General features: G+C 39.2%; 19 protein-coding genes. 6 read left to right on the forward strand and 13 right to left on the reverse strand.

The genetic code is table 11. The annotated features are described in order from the left end of the window. The first annotated feature begins 83 nt into the window (after nt 1-83). Nucleotides 84-1,106, forward strand: a complete 1,023-nt coding sequence (gene recA / locus JKG64_RS14055; RefSeq protein ID WP_210354967.1) for a recombinase RecA — start codon at nt 84-86, stop codon at nt 1,104-1,106. 221 nt (nt 1,107-1,327) lie between these two features. Here the strand turns inward: recA and pruA are convergent, their stop codons facing one another. The 6 genes from pruA to JKG64_RS14085 all read right to left on the reverse strand — a co-directional run bounded on the left by pruA (nt 1,328) and on the right by JKG64_RS14085 (nt 5,927). Continuing rightward, the gene (pruA, locus tag JKG64_RS14060; RefSeq protein ID WP_210354968.1) at nt 1,328-2,965 is read right to left on the reverse strand and encodes an L-glutamate gamma-semialdehyde dehydrogenase; all 1,638 of its coding nucleotides are present in this window, start codon (nt 2,963-2,965) and stop codon (nt 1,328-1,330) included. A 203-nt stretch (nt 2,966-3,168) separates the two neighbouring features. Beyond that, nucleotides 3,169-4,038 carry an AraC family transcriptional regulator gene (locus JKG64_RS14065; protein ID WP_210354969.1) on the reverse strand — a complete coding sequence of 290 codons (870 nt, stop codon included), beginning with the start codon at nt 4,036-4,038 and terminating at the stop codon, nt 3,169-3,171. A gap of 155 nt (nt 4,039-4,193) precedes the next feature. Next, nucleotides 4,194-4,802 carry a superoxide dismutase gene (locus tag JKG64_RS14070; RefSeq protein ID WP_210354970.1) on the reverse strand — a complete coding sequence of 203 codons (609 nt, stop codon included), beginning with the start codon at nt 4,800-4,802 and terminating at the stop codon, nt 4,194-4,196. Between the two features lie 90 nt (nt 4,803-4,892). Further along, entirely contained in the window at nt 4,893-5,363 is a 471-nt protein-coding gene (locus JKG64_RS14075; protein WP_210354971.1) for a nucleoside deaminase, read from the reverse strand. 1 nt (nt 5,364) lies between these two features. After that, complete coding sequence (locus tag JKG64_RS14080; protein ID WP_246512612.1) at nt 5,365-5,712, reverse strand: tRNA-binding protein; 348 nt, start codon at nt 5,710-5,712, stop codon at nt 5,365-5,367. Next, on the reverse strand, nt 5,712-5,927 hold the full coding sequence (locus tag JKG64_RS14085) for a hypothetical protein (protein ID WP_210354972.1): 216 nt from the start codon (nt 5,925-5,927) through the stop codon (nt 5,712-5,714). Before JKG64_RS14085 ends, JKG64_RS14080 begins: the two co-directional genes overlap by 1 nt. 93 nt (nt 5,928-6,020) lie before the next feature. Between JKG64_RS14085 and JKG64_RS14090 the strand changes: the two genes are divergently transcribed. The 5 genes from JKG64_RS14090 to JKG64_RS14110 all read left to right on the forward strand — a co-directional run bounded on the left by JKG64_RS14090 (nt 6,021) and on the right by JKG64_RS14110 (nt 11,187). After that, entirely contained in the window at nt 6,021-6,608 is a 588-nt protein-coding gene (locus tag JKG64_RS14090) for a porin family protein (RefSeq protein ID WP_246512613.1), read from the forward strand. A gap of 297 nt (nt 6,609-6,905) precedes the next feature. Further along, nucleotides 6,906-7,691, forward strand: a complete 786-nt coding sequence (locus tag JKG64_RS14095; protein ID WP_210354973.1) for a succinate dehydrogenase cytochrome b subunit — start codon at nt 6,906-6,908, stop codon at nt 7,689-7,691. 23 nt (nt 7,692-7,714) lie between these two features. Beyond that, nucleotides 7,715-9,649, forward strand: coding sequence for a fumarate reductase/succinate dehydrogenase flavoprotein subunit (locus JKG64_RS14100; protein ID WP_202101938.1), 1,935 nt, complete (start codon nt 7,715-7,717; stop codon nt 9,647-9,649). A gap of 72 nt (nt 9,650-9,721) precedes the next feature. Beyond that, nucleotides 9,722-10,495, forward strand: a complete 774-nt coding sequence (locus tag JKG64_RS14105; protein ID WP_246512614.1) for a succinate dehydrogenase/fumarate reductase iron-sulfur subunit — start codon at nt 9,722-9,724, stop codon at nt 10,493-10,495. A 224-nt stretch (nt 10,496-10,719) separates the two neighbouring features. Further along, nucleotides 10,720-11,187 (forward strand): response regulator, encoded by a 468-nt coding sequence (locus JKG64_RS14110; RefSeq protein WP_210354974.1) that lies wholly within the window; start codon nt 10,720-10,722, stop codon nt 11,185-11,187. 85 nt (nt 11,188-11,272) lie between these two features. On the opposite strand, the gene JKG64_RS14115 is transcribed toward JKG64_RS14110, so the two are convergent. From JKG64_RS14115 to JKG64_RS14145, 7 genes are all read right to left on the reverse strand, one after another. After that, entirely contained in the window at nt 11,273-12,358 is a 1,086-nt protein-coding gene (locus tag JKG64_RS14115) for a hybrid sensor histidine kinase/response regulator (protein ID WP_210354975.1), read from the reverse strand. A gap of 85 nt (nt 12,359-12,443) precedes the next feature. Beyond that, nucleotides 12,444-14,603, reverse strand: coding sequence for a sensor histidine kinase (locus JKG64_RS14120; RefSeq protein WP_210354976.1), 2,160 nt, complete (start codon nt 14,601-14,603; stop codon nt 12,444-12,446). A gap of 37 nt (nt 14,604-14,640) precedes the next feature. Next, the gene (locus JKG64_RS14125; protein ID WP_210354977.1) at nt 14,641-15,729 is read right to left on the reverse strand and encodes a ThiF family adenylyltransferase; all 1,089 of its coding nucleotides are present in this window, start codon (nt 15,727-15,729) and stop codon (nt 14,641-14,643) included. A gap of 20 nt (nt 15,730-15,749) precedes the next feature. Continuing rightward, entirely contained in the window at nt 15,750-16,562 is an 813-nt protein-coding gene (locus tag JKG64_RS14130) for a hypothetical protein (protein WP_210354978.1), read from the reverse strand. Between the two features lie 401 nt (nt 16,563-16,963). Beyond that, nucleotides 16,964-17,758, reverse strand: coding sequence for a suppressor of fused domain protein (locus JKG64_RS14135; RefSeq protein ID WP_021069094.1), 795 nt, complete (start codon nt 17,756-17,758; stop codon nt 16,964-16,966). A 6-nt stretch (nt 17,759-17,764) separates the two neighbouring features. Next, nucleotides 17,765-18,199: an energy transducer TonB gene (locus JKG64_RS14140; RefSeq protein ID WP_021069093.1), complete on the reverse strand. Its 435-nt coding sequence runs from the start codon at nt 18,197-18,199 to the stop codon at nt 17,765-17,767. Between the two features lie 87 nt (nt 18,200-18,286). Beyond that, entirely contained in the window at nt 18,287-19,270 is a 984-nt protein-coding gene (locus tag JKG64_RS14145; RefSeq protein WP_210354979.1) for a hypothetical protein, read from the reverse strand. Nucleotides 19,271-19,301 lie beyond the last annotated feature (31 nt).

Genomic DNA, 19,301 nt, shown 5'->3' on the forward strand with positions numbered 1-19,301 from the left:
TTTTTAAACAAACTAACAATTTTAGTAAAAAATTTGGCGATAAGAATTAAAGGTTATATATTTGACACATCAATACTAAAAACATGAGCAACGGAGAGAAATTAAAAGCATTACAGTTAGCCTTAGATAAATTAGAAAAATCTTATGGCAAAGGTACTATCATGAAACTAGGTGATTCAGCAGTTGAGCCTCTCGAGGCAATATCTACAGGTTCATTAGGTTTGGATATCGCGTTAGGTATTGGCGGAGTTCCTAAAGGTCGTATCATCGAGATTTATGGGCCGGAATCTTCAGGTAAAACTACACTAGCCACTCATATTGTAGCTGAAGCTCAAAAAAAAGGTGGAATAGCAGCCATTATTGATGCGGAGCACGCTTTTGACAAATACTATGCTCAAAAATTAGGTGTTGATGTAGAGAACTTACTCATTTCTCAACCTGATAATGGAGAGCAAGCTTTAGAAATTGCAGAAAACTTGATACGTTCTGGCGCTATAGACGTCATCGTTATTGACTCTGTTGCAGCCCTAGTACCTAAAGCAGAGATAGAAGGTGAGATGGGAGACTCAAAAATGGGACTTCAGGCCCGTCTAATGTCGCAAGCATTGCGTAAGTTGACCGGAACAATTGCTAAGACAAACTGTTGTTGTATTTTCATTAACCAATTGCGGGAAAAAATAGGTGTTATGTTTGGTAACCCAGAAACCACAACTGGAGGTAACGCCCTGAAATTCTACTCATCAGTTCGTTTAGATATCAGACGTACTTCTCAGATTAAAGATTCTGATGAAGTATCTGGAAATCGCGTAAAAGTAAAAATTGTTAAAAACAAAGTAGCTCCTCCTTTCCGAATCGCCGAGTTTGACATTATGTTTGGAGAAGGAATCTCTAAAGTTGGTGAAATTATCGATTTAGGAGTTGAATATAACATCATCAAAAAATCAGGTTCATGGTTTAGCTATGGTGATACAAAATTAGGTCAGGGACGTGATGCAGTAAAGAATTTACTACTCGATAATCCCGATTTGATGGATGAACTAGAGACAAAGATTCGTGCAGAAGTAACTGGAGAAGCACTAGACCAGTCTGCATTATTGGAAGAATAGTTTACAGTAAAAAACATTAACCTTGGGCCTTTTAGAAATAGAAGGCCCTTTTTATTTTGTATCTATTTCCAACAACACCTTTATCCCATTTTTTCTGCAACTGTACATTATGACCACTATTATCTTGAGCAAAGCATCTAGCTTTCTGTAACAATAGCTTTCTAAAATCAAAAAAAAGCACGGTAAATATACCGTGCTTTTTATTAATACTATTAAGTTTCTTATTGCTCTTCTGATAAAAATGGATATCTATAATCCGTATCTGGAGTAAAAGTTTCTTTAATTGTGCGAGGTGAAACCCAACGTAATAAATTAATCATTGACCCAGCTTTATCATTTGTGCCCGATCCTCTCGCTCCACCAAATGGTTGCTGTCCAACTACCGCTCCAGTACACTTATCATTAATATAGAAGTTACCTGCAGCATTACGCAATGCATAAGTCGCTTCGTCAATTGCATAGCGATCCTGTGATATAATAGCCCCTGTCAATGCGTAAATTGATGTCTTATCAACTAGCTCCAACATTTCTGACCACTTGCTATCCTCATAAACATAAACAGTCAACACAGGACCAAACAGCTCTTCAGATAGCGTTTCATAATCTGGAGTTTTCGCAACAATAACAGTTGGATGAATGAAATATCCTGTTGACTTATCGTATGTTCCACCGATTACAACCTCAGCATCTGCCGAAGTTTTTGCTCTGTCAATATAACTTGTGATTTTATCAAAAGATTTCTCATCAATTACAGCGTTTATGAAATTGCTAAAATCTTCCGTTCCACCAATCTTAAATGATTTTATATCTCTTTCCATTAGCCCTTTCAAATCATTCCAAAGCGATTGAGGCACGTATGCTCTAGAAGCGGCCGAACATTTTTGTCCTTGGAATTCAAACGCACCGCGAACCAATGCCGTATTCAGCACGTCCAAATCAGCTGAAGGATGCGCTACGATAAAATCTTTACCACCAGTTTCACCAACGATACGTGGATAAGTTTTGTACCTATGGATATTCTCTCCGATAGTTTTCCAAATATCCTGGAAAACGCCTGTAGATCCTGTGAAGTGAATACCTGCAAAATCAGGGTGTTTAAAGATTACATCTCCAGCATCAGGACCAGAAACATATACCAAGTTAATAACGCCATCAGGAAGACCAGCTTCTTTAAAGATTTGCATTAACACGTTGGCAGAATAAATTTGCGTGTTAGATGGCTTCCAAACTACAACATTTCCCATCATCGCTACTGATGTAGGTAGATTACCTGCGATTGCTGTAAAGTTGAAAGGAGTCAATGCAAATACAAACCCCTCTAAGGGACGTTGCTCTACACGGTTCCATACCCCTTTACTATTAGCTGGAGGTTGTTGCTGATAGATCTCAGACATGTATTTTACATTGAACCGTAAAAAGTCTACAATCTCACAAGCTGAATCGATCTCTGCTTGGTACGGATTCTTTGACTGCCCCAACATTGTGGCAGCATTCAATTTATAACGATATTTAGTAGAGATAAGCTCTGCTGCTTTTAAGAAAATCGCTGCACGCTGTTCCCAAGGTAGATTTTCCCAATCTTCTTTAGCGGCCAAAGCAACTTCGATAGCCTCTTCAACATGCTCCTTAGTACCTTGAGAGTAGTACCCTAAAATATGCTTATGATCATGAGGAGGAGTCAATTTAACTTTTTTCTCCGTACGTACTTCTTTACCACCGATGTACATAGGAACATCTATTTCCTGACCTCTCGCATCTTGGATAGCCTGACGTAACAATGCGCGCTCTTTCGTACCTGGTGCGTATGCGTATACCGGTTCGTTAACTGGAGCCGGAACATTAAAAAATCCCTTTAACATAATTTTAATTTTTTATCTATGTAAAATAACAAAATATATCCGCAATATTATAGTCTTGGATTGTCCATAAATAAACATATTATGCCCCTACAACAAATAACAGTTATGTCAACTCGACAGATAAAGAGCAAACAAACACCTTTATACCAAGAACATAAATAAAAACAGGTTCACATCAACACTAATCGCTAACACAATTTTTGTTAGATATCCACACTATGTTGAGCGATATATTTACGTGGCGACATCTTGGTAATAGACTTGAAAACACGGTTAAAATGCACTACATTATTAAACCCGGATTGAAAGGCTGCTTCTGCGATATGCTCCGATTTATTATCAATCAAAATTTGACAGGCCTTCTCTATACGTACTTCGTTCAAAAAACTAATATATGTTTTGGTGGTATGCCTCTTGAAAAACTTGCAGAAGGAAGTAGGTGTCATATGCACAATAGATGCCACTTGCTCGACCGTGATATCCTCATTATAATGATCGAAAGTATACTTATACACCTGGCTGATTCGCGCTCCATCCTTATCTGAGTAGGTCACATTCCGAACCCCTGAATAAAGGGATGACACATCGTTGCGATGGATTGCCAAAGCATAGAGTAAGGAAAGAAATTCGGTAAAACGTGGCATCGACGTCTTTACCATTAAGTTCGTAAAATAATGCATCATTGATTCCGAAATAGACCTATCAAGCCGTTTGCTGATATCCAGCTCCAGCAAATAATCCTTCACCAACTCGAAATCAGGAATATGGTAGAGTTTCTTCATTCGCTCCAAGTTCACAAATATGTGAATAGCGTGTATATCCCCAATCTCTTCCTCATCCTCCATATCCCGATCAAACATATGTGGCTCGTTAGGCTTCAGCACAAAAATATCACCTGACTGAAAAGACTGCATGATATTCCCCACCATAATCGTCCCTTTACCTTTTAGAATATACGTAATCTGTGCTTCGTCATGGCGATGGTAGTAATTATAGAAATTTTCCTTTTTATCTTCCATAACAGCAAACACACCTTCACCATATACAGACACTGTAAACTGAATCGGCTTCATAACGCTCTATCTTAAATCCTTCTTACTTTTAACATTTTTCTACCAACAAGCATCTGTACATCTCGACCTATCTCTCAATCAATCCCACTTATCAAAGATTAAAAAGGCGACAAGGGTAATCCCATGTCGCCTTTTAAAATCGTTATAATCTATGGTTATTTAGCTGCTGCATAATTCTTTGCTACAGCATCCCAATTTACAACATTGAAAACTGCATCTAGATAGGCTGGGCGTTTATTTTGATATTTCAAGTAATAAGCGTGCTCCCAAACGTCTATACCAAAAATAGGCGTTCCTTTAACTTCCGCTACATCCATCAATGGGTTATCTTGATTTGGAGTTGAAGTAACAGCTAGTTTACCATCAGCACCAACGATCAACCAAGACCATCCTGAACCAAAGCGTGTTGCTCCTGCTTCTTGTAATTTTTTCTTCAATTCATCAAAAGAACCGAAAGTAGCATTGATCGCCTCTGCCAATTCACCTGTAGGCTCGCCTCCAGCATTAGCACCTAATACAGACCAAAACAACTTGTGGTTATAGTGTCCGCCACCGTTGTTACGGACAGCAGGAGAATACTTACTGATGTTCTTTAAGATATCTTCCAACGAAGCATTTTCCGCGTCAGTACCAGCAATAGCTTTGTTTAAATTATCAACATATGCTTGGTGGTGGCGGTCATGATGAATCTCCATTGTTTCTTTATCAATATGAGGTTCCAATGCGTCGTTTGCGTATGGTAACGCTTCTAATTCAAATGCCATAGTTACTTATTTTAATAAAATTATAAACTGTTATTTTAATACTACGAATATAACAAAACACTTCTGCTAATGTTTCATAATAATGCCATTTTATCGCTTTGAGCGAAAAAAAGCCTTCATCAAAGCACCACATTCTTCCTCTAATACTCCACCTATAATCTGTGTTTTAGGATGCAGTATATTAGGGGCGACCACTGTATATCCCCTCTTTTCATCCACTGCCCCGTAAACAATGCGTGACACTTGTGTCCAATACGATGCACCAGCACACATCACACAGGGCTCTACGGTCACATATAGCGTACAGTCCTTGAGATACTTTCCTCCTAAAAAATTAGCAGCCGCTGTGAATGCCTGCATTTCAGCATGCGCCGTCACATCGTTCAACCGTTCTGTAAGGTTATATCCCTTACCTATTATTTTATTTTGTGCGACGATAACTGCCCCTATAGGGACTTCGTCCTCCCTAAATGCCTGCTCTGCCAAACTGAACGCTTCTTTCATATAGAGCTCATCCAGCTTTTCCTGTGGCAACGTTTCTTCAAAATTATAAATCCGCATACTATATCAATCGGGCGCCATTTGGCACCTTACGTTCTACCGCCGTCAAAACAATATCACCATTTTCGTCCGCCAGACCTGTCACCAAACATTCAGACATAAATTTCCCAATCTGCTTACGCGGAAAATTAACAACAGCCACAATCTGTCTCCCGACCAACTCCTCCTTCTTATATAACTTTGTAATCTGTGCACTCGATTTACGTAATCCAATTTCTGGACCAAAGTCAATCAATAGCTGATATGCTGGCCTCCTGGCCTCAGGAAAATCATTCGCTTCTAAAATAGTCCCCACCCTCAAGTCAACTTTCTCAAAATCAGACCAGTTTATTTCCATACTTTCTTCCATTATACTCGATTTCCTGCAAGATCCTCCATCTGCTTACCAATAGTAAACACAACATAATCTTTCGTACGTTTCAATCGCTTAGCCAATCGTTCGATCAATAGATCTTCCTCTCCTTCTTTATAGGACAAATCTTCTTCCGTCAGATGGTTGTACTTCCGACTCAATTTTATCTTAGCAATTTGCCAGTCTTGTTCTTTAATTTTGAGAATGCTCATAATGTGGTATTAAAATTGCGTATATTTACAGCGTATACAAACTGCGCAAAACGCGTTTTAAACTATATTAAACAAATCTACATAAATAAATCAATGATGAAAAAAATTTTACCAGCATTACTTTTGTTCCTCGGTGGCGCCACAATAGCACAAGCACAAGTCTTACCTAGCTTTGAAATTGGGCTAAAAGGAGCATTAAACTACTCCAAGTTAAAAAATGACACCTACTTCGATTCAGACAGCAAAGCAGGTTATCAAGCCGGTCTTTACTCTCGTATCGGTGTATTAGGATTCCACGTGCAACCCGAGATCTACATCACAGGAAAAAATGTAAAAATTAACAAAGACAATGTAGACGACCTTAAATTCACGAGCGTAGACATTCCTGTTTTGTTAGGCAAGCGTTTTGGTCTAGGCCCCATCGGTGCCAGGATACAGACAGGTCCTGTATTCTCTTTTATCACTAATGACAATGGAGATAAGTTAACGAATGCATTGAAATTCTCAGAATACAAAAAAAGCTCTACGTCATGGGCGTTTGGCGCAGGTCTAGACATATCTAGCTTACGAGTTGATCTTCGTTACGAATTAGGTCTAAACGATATGGCCAAAGGAAGTAGTGAAGCTCAAAAAATCAACATGTGGAGTATTGGTCTAGGCTACCGCTTGTTCAAGATTTAATCAATACATTTATATTGACTACGGATTGGTCGAGGTGTTTTACGAAAACATCTCGACCAATTTTTATATAGCTACTAGAGATTGTACGCTAACTTTCATAACAAAGCTAGTATAGTCAAAAGTATATATCGTAAAACAACAACGACAACCTTGAGAGAGAAACCCTCTTTCGAAAGTTGAATAACCGAGCCTAAAAAATTTAGAACAATTCTAAATTAAAGCTTTTTAATGGATTTAAAGTCATTTTTATAAATGATTTAGATATTTTTGCAGGTAAAATTTATAAAAAAAAGGATAATGAGTAGTAAATCAAAGCCACTATTGACTTCTTCACTGGGAAAGAAACTCATCATGAGCTTAACCGGACTATTTTTATGTTCGTTCTTATTAGTTCACTTGATTGGTAACTTACAGTTATTTAAAGATGACGAAGGCTATGCATTCAACAATTATGCGTACTTCATGACGCATTTCACCCCTATTAAAGTAGTTTCCTACTTACTTTACGCATCTATTATCATCCACGCTGTTTATGCGTTAATCTTAACCTTAAAGAACAAGGCGGCTCGACCGATTGGCTACGACAAAGGCAGCGGCAACGTAAACAGCAAATGGAACTCTAGAAATATGGGGATCTTAGGAACTATTGTTTTAGTTTTCTTGGCGACTCATATGCAGAACTTCTGGTTCCAGTACAAGTTCGGTACTACACCATATGTAGAATACCACACCGAATTAGCTACAGGAAACCGTGAAATTATAGCTTCAGATAACATTCCTAGCAACTACGATGGTTACAAAACTTATGTAAACAACGGCGTTGAGACAATTCAAACAAAAGATTTATACAAACAAGTAGCATATACTTTCCAAAATCCACTTATTGTATTGTTTTATGTGATTGCGATGGCAGCCTTAGCTTTCCACTTGATTCACGGATTCCAATCCGCGTTCCAAACGCTAGGCTTCAACCACAGAAGATACATTGGATTTATTAAGGGACTTGGCATTTGGGTATTTGGGGTTCTTGTCCCGCTTGCGTTTGCAGCAATGCCTTTGTATTTCTATTTTAAAAGTTTGTAATATCGCATTAATAGTATAAGATTATGTTAGATTCAAAAGTACCAGCAGGCCCATTGGCCGAAAAATGGTCAAAACATAAGTTCAATATGAAACTGGTAAACCCAGCTAACAAACGTAAATTCACAATTATCGTTGTTGGTACGGGTTTGGCAGGCGCCTCTGCTGCAGCTTCATTAGCTGAGCTAGGTTATAATGTTAAAACATTTTGTTACCAGGATTCTCCACGCCGTGCTCACTCTATTGCTGCACAAGGGGGGATCAACTCTGCAAAGAACTATCAAAATGACGGTGACTCCGTTTTCCGTTTATTCTATGATACGATCAAAGGTGGAGACTACCGTGCACGTGAAGCAAATGTATATCGCTTGGCAGAAGTCTCCGTAAACATTATAGATCAATGTGTGGCTCAAGGTGTTCCTTTCGCACGCGAATATGGTGGTCTTTTAGACAACCGTTCATTTGGTGGAGCTCAGGTATCACGTACATTCTACGCACGTGGTCAGACAGGACAACAATTATTATTAGGAGCATACTCTGCCTTGAACCGTCAGATCCAAAAAGGCAAAGTTCAGTCCTATACACGTCACGAAATGCTAGATATTGTAAAGATTGATGGTCATGCAAGAGGCGTAATTACCCGCGATATGGTAACGGGTAAAATAGAATCACATGAAGGCCATGCTGTTCTTTTATGTACAGGTGGTTACGGAAACGTATTCTTCTTATCTACAAATGCAATGGGCTGTAATGTAACAGCGGCATGGAGAGCACACAAACGTGGAGCCTTCTTTGCCAACCCATGTTACACACAGATTCACCCTACTTGTATTCCTGTAACTGGGGATCACCAATCAAAACTGACTTTGATGTCAGAATCTTTACGTAACGACGGCCGTGTTTGGGTTCCAAAAACACAAGAAATGGCAGAGCGAGTACGTAAAGGCGAATTGAAACCTGTAGATATCAAAGAAGACGACAGAGATTACTTCTTAGAGCGTAAATACCCTTCTTTCGGTAACTTGGTACCTCGTGACGTAGCTTCCCGTAACGCAAAAGAAGCTGTAGATGATGGTCGTGGTGTAGGAAAGACAGGCTTCGCTGTTTACTTAGACTTCAAAGACGCAATTGCTCGCCTAGGAGAAGATAGCGTACGTGCTAAGTATGGTAACCTTTTCGATATGTATCACAAGATTACAGACGAAAACCCCTACAAACAACCGATGCGTATCTATCCAGCTGTTCACTACACTATGGGTGGCGTATGGGTTGACTACAACTTGATGACTACAGTACCTGGATTATATGCATTAGGAGAGGCTAACTTCTCTGACCACGGGGCTAACCGTCTAGGTGCTTCTGCATTAATGCAAGGACTTTCTGATGGTTACTTTGTAATCCCTTACACTGTTGGAGATTACTTGGCTGGCCTTGGGAACTTCAATCCTGTAGACAAAAACCACCCTGCTTTTGAGCAAACTCGTAAAGAGGTAGAAGATAACATCAACAAATTATTGGCTTTACGCGGTTCTAAAACCGTAGATGATATCCACAAAGAACTTGGACATATCATGTGGGAATACTGTGGTATGGCCCGTACAGCTGAAGGTCTTACGAAAGCAAAAGGCATGATTCAGGAACTTAAAAAAGAATTCTGGTCCAATGCATCCGTGTTAGGACAGAATGAAGAGTTGAATATGTCTTTAGAAAAAGCAGGTCGTGTTGCTGACTTTATCGAACTTGGAGAATTAATGGTGGATGACGCTTTAAACCGTAGCGAATCCTGTGGAGGTCACTTCCGCTTGGAATCACAAACAGAAGAAGGCGAAGCTAAACGTGATGATGAGAACTTTACTTACGTTTCAGCTTGGGAATACACTGGCGAAAATCAACCTGAGGTTCTTCACAAAGAAGAACTGGTATTCGAAAACGTTAAGTTAACACAAAGAAGTTATAAATAGTATTGCGTATAGCGTATCGGGATATGCGCAATGTCTCAATACTCAATACACAGTACTCAATACTATACAGATATGAGTAATCACATGAATTTAACGCTGAAGGTTTGGCGTCAAAAAAATGATAAAGCAAAAGGACAATTTGTAACCATCCAAGCCAAAGACATCGCTGATGACATGTCTTTCTTAGAAATGTTAGACATTGTCAATGATGATCTTACCCGCAAAGGTGAAGACCCTATATATTTTGATCACGACTGTCGCGAAGGTATCTGTGGGATGTGTTCGTTGGTAATCAATGGTCGTCCTCACGGTCCTATGGAAGGCACTACAACTTGTCAATTGCACATGCGTAGCTTTCATGATGGACAGACTATCGTCATCGAACCTTGGAGAGCAGCTGCATTCCCCGTATTAAAAGATTTAGCGGTAGATCGTACAGCATTTGACCGTATCCAACAAGCTGGAGGTTACGTCAATGTCAATACCGGAGGAGTACCTGACGCCAACGTCATTCCTATTCCAAAACGTATTGCCGACGAAGCTTTTGAATCAGCGACTTGTATCGGTTGTGGTGCCTGTGTAGCAGCTTGTAAAAATGCTTCTGCAATGTTATTTGTCTCTGCCAAAGTATCTCAATTTGCTTTGTTACCACAAGGACAAACGGAGCGTTACGAACGTGCACAAGCTATGGTAGACCAAATGGATGCTGAAGGCTTTGGTTACTGTACCAACACGGGGGCATGTGAGGCTGAATGTCCTGTTGGAATAAAATTGACAAATATTGCTCGATTAAACAGAGAATACCTAGGTGCGAAAATCTTCAGACAAGAAGACGTACACAACTAGATCTTTCCAATAAAAGAGAATGAAGAAGAGGTTGCCTTAATGGGACAACCTCTTCTTCTTTTTAACAAAACACCTTATTACTAACCAATTAGTTTTCGGAAAAACATCTTTTTTTAATTGATATTCAACAAAAACCACAGAAAACTATTTGATTCTTACGATACTTTTCATTACTTTGTATAGCTAAGAATTTCTCTTATCTAGACGGGGTGAAGTATAAAACTATGGAAAACAAAAGCAAAATTACAGTATTGTATGTAGATGACGAGGAAAATAATTTGATTTCCTTTAAAGCTACCTTTCGACTAAGATACAAGGTCCTCACTGCAATTAATGGCGCTACTGCTATTGAGATGGTCAAGAAAAATCACATCGACATTGTCATCACAGATCAACGTATGCCCGAGATGACTGGTGTGGCTTTGTTAGAAGAAATCATCAAAATTAATCCAGAGCCTATGCGCATCCTATTAACAGGCTATGCCGATATGGGAGCTGTAGTTGATGCAGTTAATAAAGGAAAGATATACCATTATCTTAGCAAACCTTGGAGTGAAGCAGAATTAGATGAAACTATACAGCGTGCTTACGAAGTCTATTCAGAACGCAAAGACATATTAGAAACGTACTCAAAATTAGAGGTGTCCAACGAACAATTGGAATTTTTACTACGTCAGAAGTTACTTTCCTAAGACTATTCTGTGAGGAGACTTCACTTTCAATAGCGTAACAGATAACACTTGCTTTATATAGCCTGAGGGGTATAAAAAGCGAGTCTTATTTATTTGGTATAACCACTTTAAAAGTCGTACCGTTCCCCAGCTCCGAAGTTACAGCAACTGTACCCTGTAATTTTGCTAGCGCATTCTGAACATTATACAGACCGAATCCCATTCCTTCAGCTTCATTGCTCGCCCTAAAGAAAAGTCTAAATATATCTTTAATATATTCCGGAGAGATACCGACCCCGGTATCACTTACCTCTATCGTAGCATAGTCATCTTTAACAACTACAGACAGGTTCACTTGTTTATTATCGCAATCTTTACGTTGATATTTAAAAGCATTTGACAACAGGTTGTGCAAAACGAGCTCTAGGACAGCATGGTCACTTTTAAAAGTATCCGACTGCTCGACCTTTACATTCAAAGCCACTTGATTATTCTTGGTATACATTTTATAAAACTGCACGATGTTGTCGAAAAGCTTATAAAAATCTATATCTGAAAGTTCCAGCTCGCCCCGACGCAATAAGAAATAATCACGCAGACTATTTATATAAGCATCCAATCGCATTAGAGACCCCTCCATTAATCCTAGTATCTCGTGTACCCGTTCTATTTGATCAAATCCAGCAGCAAGCTTTATAGCCGTCAGAATACCGGTCAGAGGCTCACGCAAATCGTGGCTTACACTATAAGCAAACTTATCTAACTCATGATAGGCTTTCTGTAGCTCCTCATTGCGAATATCCAGCATCGAAGTCGCTATATAGAACTTATTCGCTTCTTCGATAGAAGAAATGATCTCTTCCTGTTGCCATGGTTTACGAACAAAACGGAAAATATGTCCCTTATTCACAGCGTCCACAACGGTCTCCATATCCGCATAAGCGGTTAGCAAAATCCGAATGGGTCTCGGGAATTCCGTTCTAATATTATGCAGAAAATCAACCCCTAACTCGCCAGGCATACGTTGATCACAGAAAATAACACGGATATCGGGATGCTTGCGTAATATTTCCCTAGCCTCGGCGGTATTTGACGCCGTATGGACCAGATAATGATATCTGAAGTTGGCTTTAAAGCCAACAAGGTTATTCACCTCATCATCTATATATAATATTTCTGGAACCTGTTGCATAAATTTGGCAATAAAAACGTACTAACCAAATGACTTTAGATACAAAGTTACGTAAATTTAGCCTATTTACGCTTTATATATTTTTCTAACAATCTTGTTTGATTGGAATAATTAATTTGAAAACAGCCCCCTCACCTTCTTCCGATTCAACAATTATCTTTCCTTCATGCTTTGCAATTGTATTATAGGCGATGGACATGCCCAGGCCTGTTCCTTCTCCAACATCCTTAGTTGTAAAAAACGGTTCAAATATTTTTTCTCGGATATTCTTCGGGATACCGATACCATTATCCGAAATCAAAATAAAAATATAAGATGGATCTTCATAGATTCCCGTTTCGATTCGAAGCACCCCACCCTCACTACGTTCAAACTTCTTGTCAATAGCGTAAATGGCATTGGTCAATATATTCAAAAACACTTGGTTCAATTTCCCAGCATAACACTCTATTTCCGGGATATCACCATACACTTTCTGCACATCAACCCCTTCTTTTATGATACTTCCTAATATGATCAACGTAGATTCTAATCCCTCATTGATATCAGCGAACTTCAAGGTATCTTCATCTACCCGCGAAAAAATACGGAGACTTTTTACAATCTCTGCAGTTCGACTGGCTCCATCGTGCATTCCTTTCAGGAGGAAATCCACCTCTTCTTTTAGGTAATCAATATCTAATTCCTCTTTATAAGCCTGAATCTGTTCCTGCTTTTCTGTTAGCGAAAGATCCTCTGCAAAAGCAATACGTTCCACCTCGTCCAATGTATCCCACACCATCTTAATATCTCTTTTCAACGGCGCCACATTGGAAGTCACAAAGTTAATAGGATTATTAATCTCATGTGCTACACCAGCAGTCAACTGTCCCAAAGAAGCCATCTTTTCCGCCTCCACGAGCTGAGACTGCGCTTCTTTAAGGTGTGTCAATGTCTTTTGCAGAGATTCATTGGATTCTGTCAGCTCGAGCGTACGCTCATTAACTTTTTGCTCCAACACAATGTTTTGCTCCCTAATCAACCGCTCATTTTCCTGCGATATAATCAGTTCCCGTGTTTGCGATTCTTCTTTCTCCTTACGATAGATATTGATTTTATCCCCTAATGCAAACGAGAGGAGAATAGCCTCTATAACTGATCCAATCTGAACCGAGCGTAAGGTGTAAAAGTTATAAGGTAGTATGTTATAATCCTTCAGTACGTACACCAAGACACTTACAAGAAATATACACCAAGCAACAAGAAAATACTTCGTTTGTCGATACTTCTGCTGTGATAGCTGAAAAGCCAATATCAATACAATTGTAGAACCTCCACCTGCGACAATATTTACCATCTTGTAAGCAGGAATAAAAACGCCTCCAATCAAAAGCCCTATCGCCACCACATATCCTAACAAAAACACGTTCAATAGCATATTGAATTTTGGAGACTCTTTAGCTGTCTGCAGGAATGACTTCACAAAGAAAATCGCCGCAATACCGGACATCGCACCAGAAAAAGTGAGTAGTCGTTCCGAAATCCACTTATTCTCTATAGAAAATAGGGGAGCTAAAAGGCCTAGAATAGCCAACTGCGCTATAGTAACCCAGAATATATAGCTTACATAAACATAGTAATGTGCTTCCCGTGTTGAAAAATACAGAAATATATTATAAAGAATCATGGAAAGCATCAGCCCTATATATATAGCAGAGAAAACATCGGTTTTCATAAGAGTTTTAAACAATCCCTTATCGCTATAAATAGAAATTGGAGCAGACAGCTGTGTGTTACTGAGCAGTCTGAGATAACAGGTTATCTCCTCCCCTTTCTTTAATGGAACTTCAAATAAAAAATACTGATGAGGGTAAGCTAACTCCCCAGAATTAGACCTATGATTAATACTTATACTATCGACTACACCATTTCGTAAGGAATAGAATACGACTTCATCAATATTTGCCTGAGATAGGTTAACAATCAGGTCCTCTATATCAGACTCATTTTTGATAGAAAAACGAATCCAGTTATTTACATCCTCTACTCCTAGATTAGGAACCTCTTGCTTATTCTCCTTAAAAAGATCAGGTTGGCTTCTGACTTCTTCAAATGTTAACTGCTTCGTAGGATCCTTAAAGATAAAAATATTCTTTCCGATATACCGACCTTCACGATCTTTAAAAAACTCAAATGGTTCACCAGAATAGGCGCACAAAAAAGGTGCGATAATCAGGAAAATTAACAGAAACTTTCTACAATCCATTTTACATTAGCTTAGCTTCTACAATATCTAAATTACATCAATCTGTAATGCCTATCGCTTTTTCTACGTCCAAATAATACCGTCCCGAGTTTACGGTACGGCCCAACAAGATTTCCCGACATACCGTAGTCGTCACCGCTCCTCCCAAGACAACTTCTGATGCAAGTTGTGGCCAAGAAGCAATAGTACGACCGATCTCGGGGATAGAGTTTTTCATTTTTACAGAGAGATTCTGCGCTTCAACGACTTTCATCAAATAAGCAGAGCGCTCTCCATTTGTCAGCATTTTCAATTTATCCACCGTCAGGTCGCCTGCTAATCCATGAAAAATCGGTCGATCTGGTTCTAGATCAAATCGTTCGACATCCAACATACCACGGTCATTCGTATCCATCACTACAGGTATTTTTGCTTCCCTAGATCTAAATCGGCTTTCCAGTTTCACCTCAAAGCTATCACAAACTTCTACCAAGACATCAAGCCCGCCATCACCTTTCAAAAAATCGTCGTAATTACTACTATCAATTCCCTGTGGGAACAGTTCCACCACCAAGTAAGGGTCAATCTCTGCTATTTCTCGAGCTGCGATAACAACTTTTGGAACAGACAGATTAAAAACCCCCGTCCGTAGCCGGTTCATGTTACTTAAATCTAAGCTATCAAAATCCGCTAGTCTCAAGACACCACAGATTCGCTCCATTGCCATAGTCAGTGCAATAGATTGACCTACAGAAAGTCCTACCACACCAATTTTCTTACCCGAAAGCCGTAGTTGCTCCTCCTTAGAAATCTTAAGTTGGTTCCTATTCGTTCGTACCTCGACAAACTCCGCCTCATCCAATAGATGGACCAATGATTTGCACCATGGATAGTAAACCCATACACCATATTCTTCTTTGGTCTTACCTTGTAACAAATCTTGGATAAGCTTCTCTTCCTCATCCGCACTCACTCCCATTGGATATCGACAACGAATCAATTCTTTTAATTGTCGTTCGATCTCGTCATAGAAAAAAGCAATATCTCCTGATTTTTTGAGTTCTTCCAGTTGGCCTCTGTCAGCTTCATTAGAGCGTCTAAAAAAAAGCACTTTATGAGGGAATTTAGATTCTAATTCGTCCGTCATATTCTATTCATAACTAGGTTTTACATAATTTCGATATCATCATCATTGATATCGACCTCAAGTTTGGTTCTTTTTTTGGTATTGGCTATCATCCCCTTCAAATCCCATTTATCCATATCATCTAGATCAAGCTTGTATTGTATTTCAATCTCTTTGGACCTTAAGACCTCGATTCTCGTACAGTTTTGATTCGCTCTAAGCGCCATAATTGCCGCTCTATCTTCTTCCGATGCTACTTCTAGGCTCTCTACATCATCAAGAATCATTGTCGTAGCCAAGAGATCGAGCTTAGGATAATAGAATGTACCGTTATTTCCGACACTAGTCTCTTGACGGTATCCTACACATTTGGTAAGATTTATCGTATAGGGTGCACAAAGCGCAAAAAGGGATTTTATACCGATTTGAGGAGCTATTGCAATAGCTGCTCTTGTCAAAAAAATACTTCCGATTCCATAGCCCGCGATTTCTCTCGAATTCCAAAGCCCACAACCTTCCCCTGTTCCATCTTGTGCATAATCCCAGACGAGATCAAATATCTTAGGATCCATATTACCCGTCGCTTCCTCAATAGGCAGAGGTTGTGTTCCTCCAGCAACGTGAATACGGGCGCCGCCGTAGACATTCTCTCCATCCAACGATTCCACAATTAAAACAAAAGCCGCAGGATTATACATCCAATCATTCTTGGATGAGGTTACTTTTTTTACTCCTATTGCCGTTAAGACATGTGCATGCCCCTCTATAAAACGCTCGCAAGTCCGAGGGTCATCAATAGCGCGAAATGCTCTTAGCCTAACAACAGGACGTCCATCTTTAAATACTAATGCCACAGGAACGGTTATATGTTATTCGATTGAACACAAAACTAATCAATAAAAACTAAATGAATCATCATGTGGTAAAGATTTTTCAAAAAGATTGACTTTCCAAACTTCTTAACTATTTTTGGGCAAAATATCTTTCACCCATGCAAATAGACAAGGCGACATTAGTAAATATTGTACTATTAATCCATATGGCCCTCACAGGCATCATGCTATTTAGGCTCTTTAAATTAAAAAATGCAACCGGTGGACAGCTTATTCTAACTTTCATAGCTCTGACCGTACCGGTTCTAGGCCCTTCCGTTATGATTTGGTTCTATAACAAACAACTTGAAAAGTCTTCAAAAAAAAAGGACACAAGAAAAGTATATGCCCCAAAAAGCAAAAATAAATAATGTCGTATTAATTTAGGAAATCACGTTCGACCGGTCTACATCTATCAATTCCGTTATCCCAAATTCATCGAATTTATCCAACAGAGCTTCTGTTCCCATCTCCAATTTATACTCCATTTCATTTGCAAATATTGGAATGACCGAATAAAAATTAATAATATTACCATCTTTGGCTTCCAGGCATAAAAAATCGTCCTCGAAAGATAAAAAAGGAGGCAACAGCAGCATGCAACCAAAACCAGTATCAGCAATCGGCTCTGCATCCATACCGTTGGGAATGGTATGTCCGTAGCCCAACCAGGTTTTATACTGGTGTGGGAATCTAGCTAACATTTTGAGAAAATAAACTGGCCAATAATTGTTATCATCTTTAAACTCCTCGTCTCCTATTTTCCAATCTGCTGGTAGAACAATCATCAATTCAGCTCTTTCATATTCTACGGCTTCCTCGATTTCAGCAGGTACTGTCATTGGAAAATCGCTCATTCCCGAGGTCACCAATATATTATAAGGATACGTATTCGAAGGTTTTATCCAATGTACGTCTATGTGTACTAAATCAGAAATAATCTCGTGAAATACCATATCAGGCTCCCCGATATATTTGGAAAGATGTTCTTCAATCTCTTCTAAATATACACAGGTTACCTCAGGAAATTGAAGTTCTTTAGAATCCTGTTCCTTATCATCATAGCGGTACACCCTAGAGCCTCCTGACGTTATTTCATTAACACTTTCTTGTTCTTCACTGTTCTTTAACTCAGAACCTGACGAAATGATTTTTTTCACTTTATTCCAGAAAGACATAATTTATTAATCAAGTATAGCCATAATAGTCTGTTTAAATTTGGTACGGACAGGTTTCCCATCTTTAGTGGCAGCCTCCCATTTTGGAGATCGGCTCATCACACGCAAAACCTCCTTTTCAAAAATTGGGCTTATCTTATCCCTATTAAGAACTACAACATCACATACCTCCCCGTCTTCGCATACCGTAAATTCTAAAATAGCAGTCTGGCGGGTACCGTAAGTAACATAGGCTGTACTATCCATTGACCCAACCAACTCATTGATATTCATTCGATTTTGCAGAAAACGGTTCCAGGCAGTCACTCCCCCTTTAAACTGTGGTGCCACATCGACCTGTGGTGCTATAATCGTATCCTGTTTCCCAGGCGATTTCTCTAGAGCCTTTACAGCGGATGACAGCAACATCACGACCAACAGCATCACATACCTTACTTTCATACCTATCCTCTTAGCGATTTACATTTAAAAAGAGACTTTCATAAAGTCTCCATAAATCAAAAAGAAACAAAAATCATACCGAATCCCCTAAGCTTTAGGCAAATCATCTACCGTCTTAAACTCTCCGTTTTCACCAGTCAAAAATGACATCGGATTTTCAGGATCTTTTATTATTTCAAAAAGAAGGTATCCCCAAGGCTTCCAAAAATTTTCCAACACCTGCCCATAGGTCTTCACTGTCCAATTATCAAATATGGGCTTCAAGGTCCAGTCATTTAAAGGCATAGGCTCCACAAAAACAGCTTTAGGCGTCTCCATATAGGTATACTCCGGCAAACGATTAAACAGATAAGCCGAATAAAAGTAACGTGCACAGATTTCTTCAAACTGAATTGGGTGCAACTTTTTATCCGCTACTTTCGCCAAAATATCCTCATGATAAATAGCATTAGTACCATTATCCTGCAGCGTAGCGATAATCGCAAAATCCTTCATCCGCAATGAGAAAATCAACGTATTGATTTCATCACGGTACAGAAATGTATCTTCCGTACTATCCACAGGGAATACTTGAATAGTGAAAGGATTACGGTGTTCAAACTCCATCGGTACAGAGAGAGACTGCATCATAGCATGTAAGTTTCTAAACTTATGCACCAGTGCCTGCGAAAAATTCATTTCTTCTCCAGTCCGTACAGCTTGTTTTATTCCAACCTGAATCTCATTAAACACAACACCATACAATATCTTAGATACCCAATGGAATAATGTAATTTGATCCAATGCATTCACCGCATCATACCCTGTTTTCATGGCCGTCTCCACTGCAGTCTCCACCTCCTCAATCTTTGCAGCAGCAGCTATTGAACAGGGCAGCTGCAACTTTTTATAAGTAATCATGCTTTCATCCAGCAACTTAAAAGGCTTGTCCTCCAAATCAAAAGAACGCATCATCCATACCGGAAAAACCTGGATACGTTCTTCTTCAGAGTCCAAAGTCACTCCAGTCAAAAAGCAAGTCTTGTTATCGAATTTAAAATCTACGAAGGGATTATACAGTTTTGTCGCCATAATACGGGCAAAGGTAAAGTTTTACATTTTC

It is taken from the genome of Sphingobacterium tabacisoli (assembly GCF_017908035.1).
Taxonomy (GTDB): domain Bacteria; phylum Bacteroidota; class Bacteroidia; order Sphingobacteriales; family Sphingobacteriaceae; genus Sphingobacterium; species Sphingobacterium tabacisoli.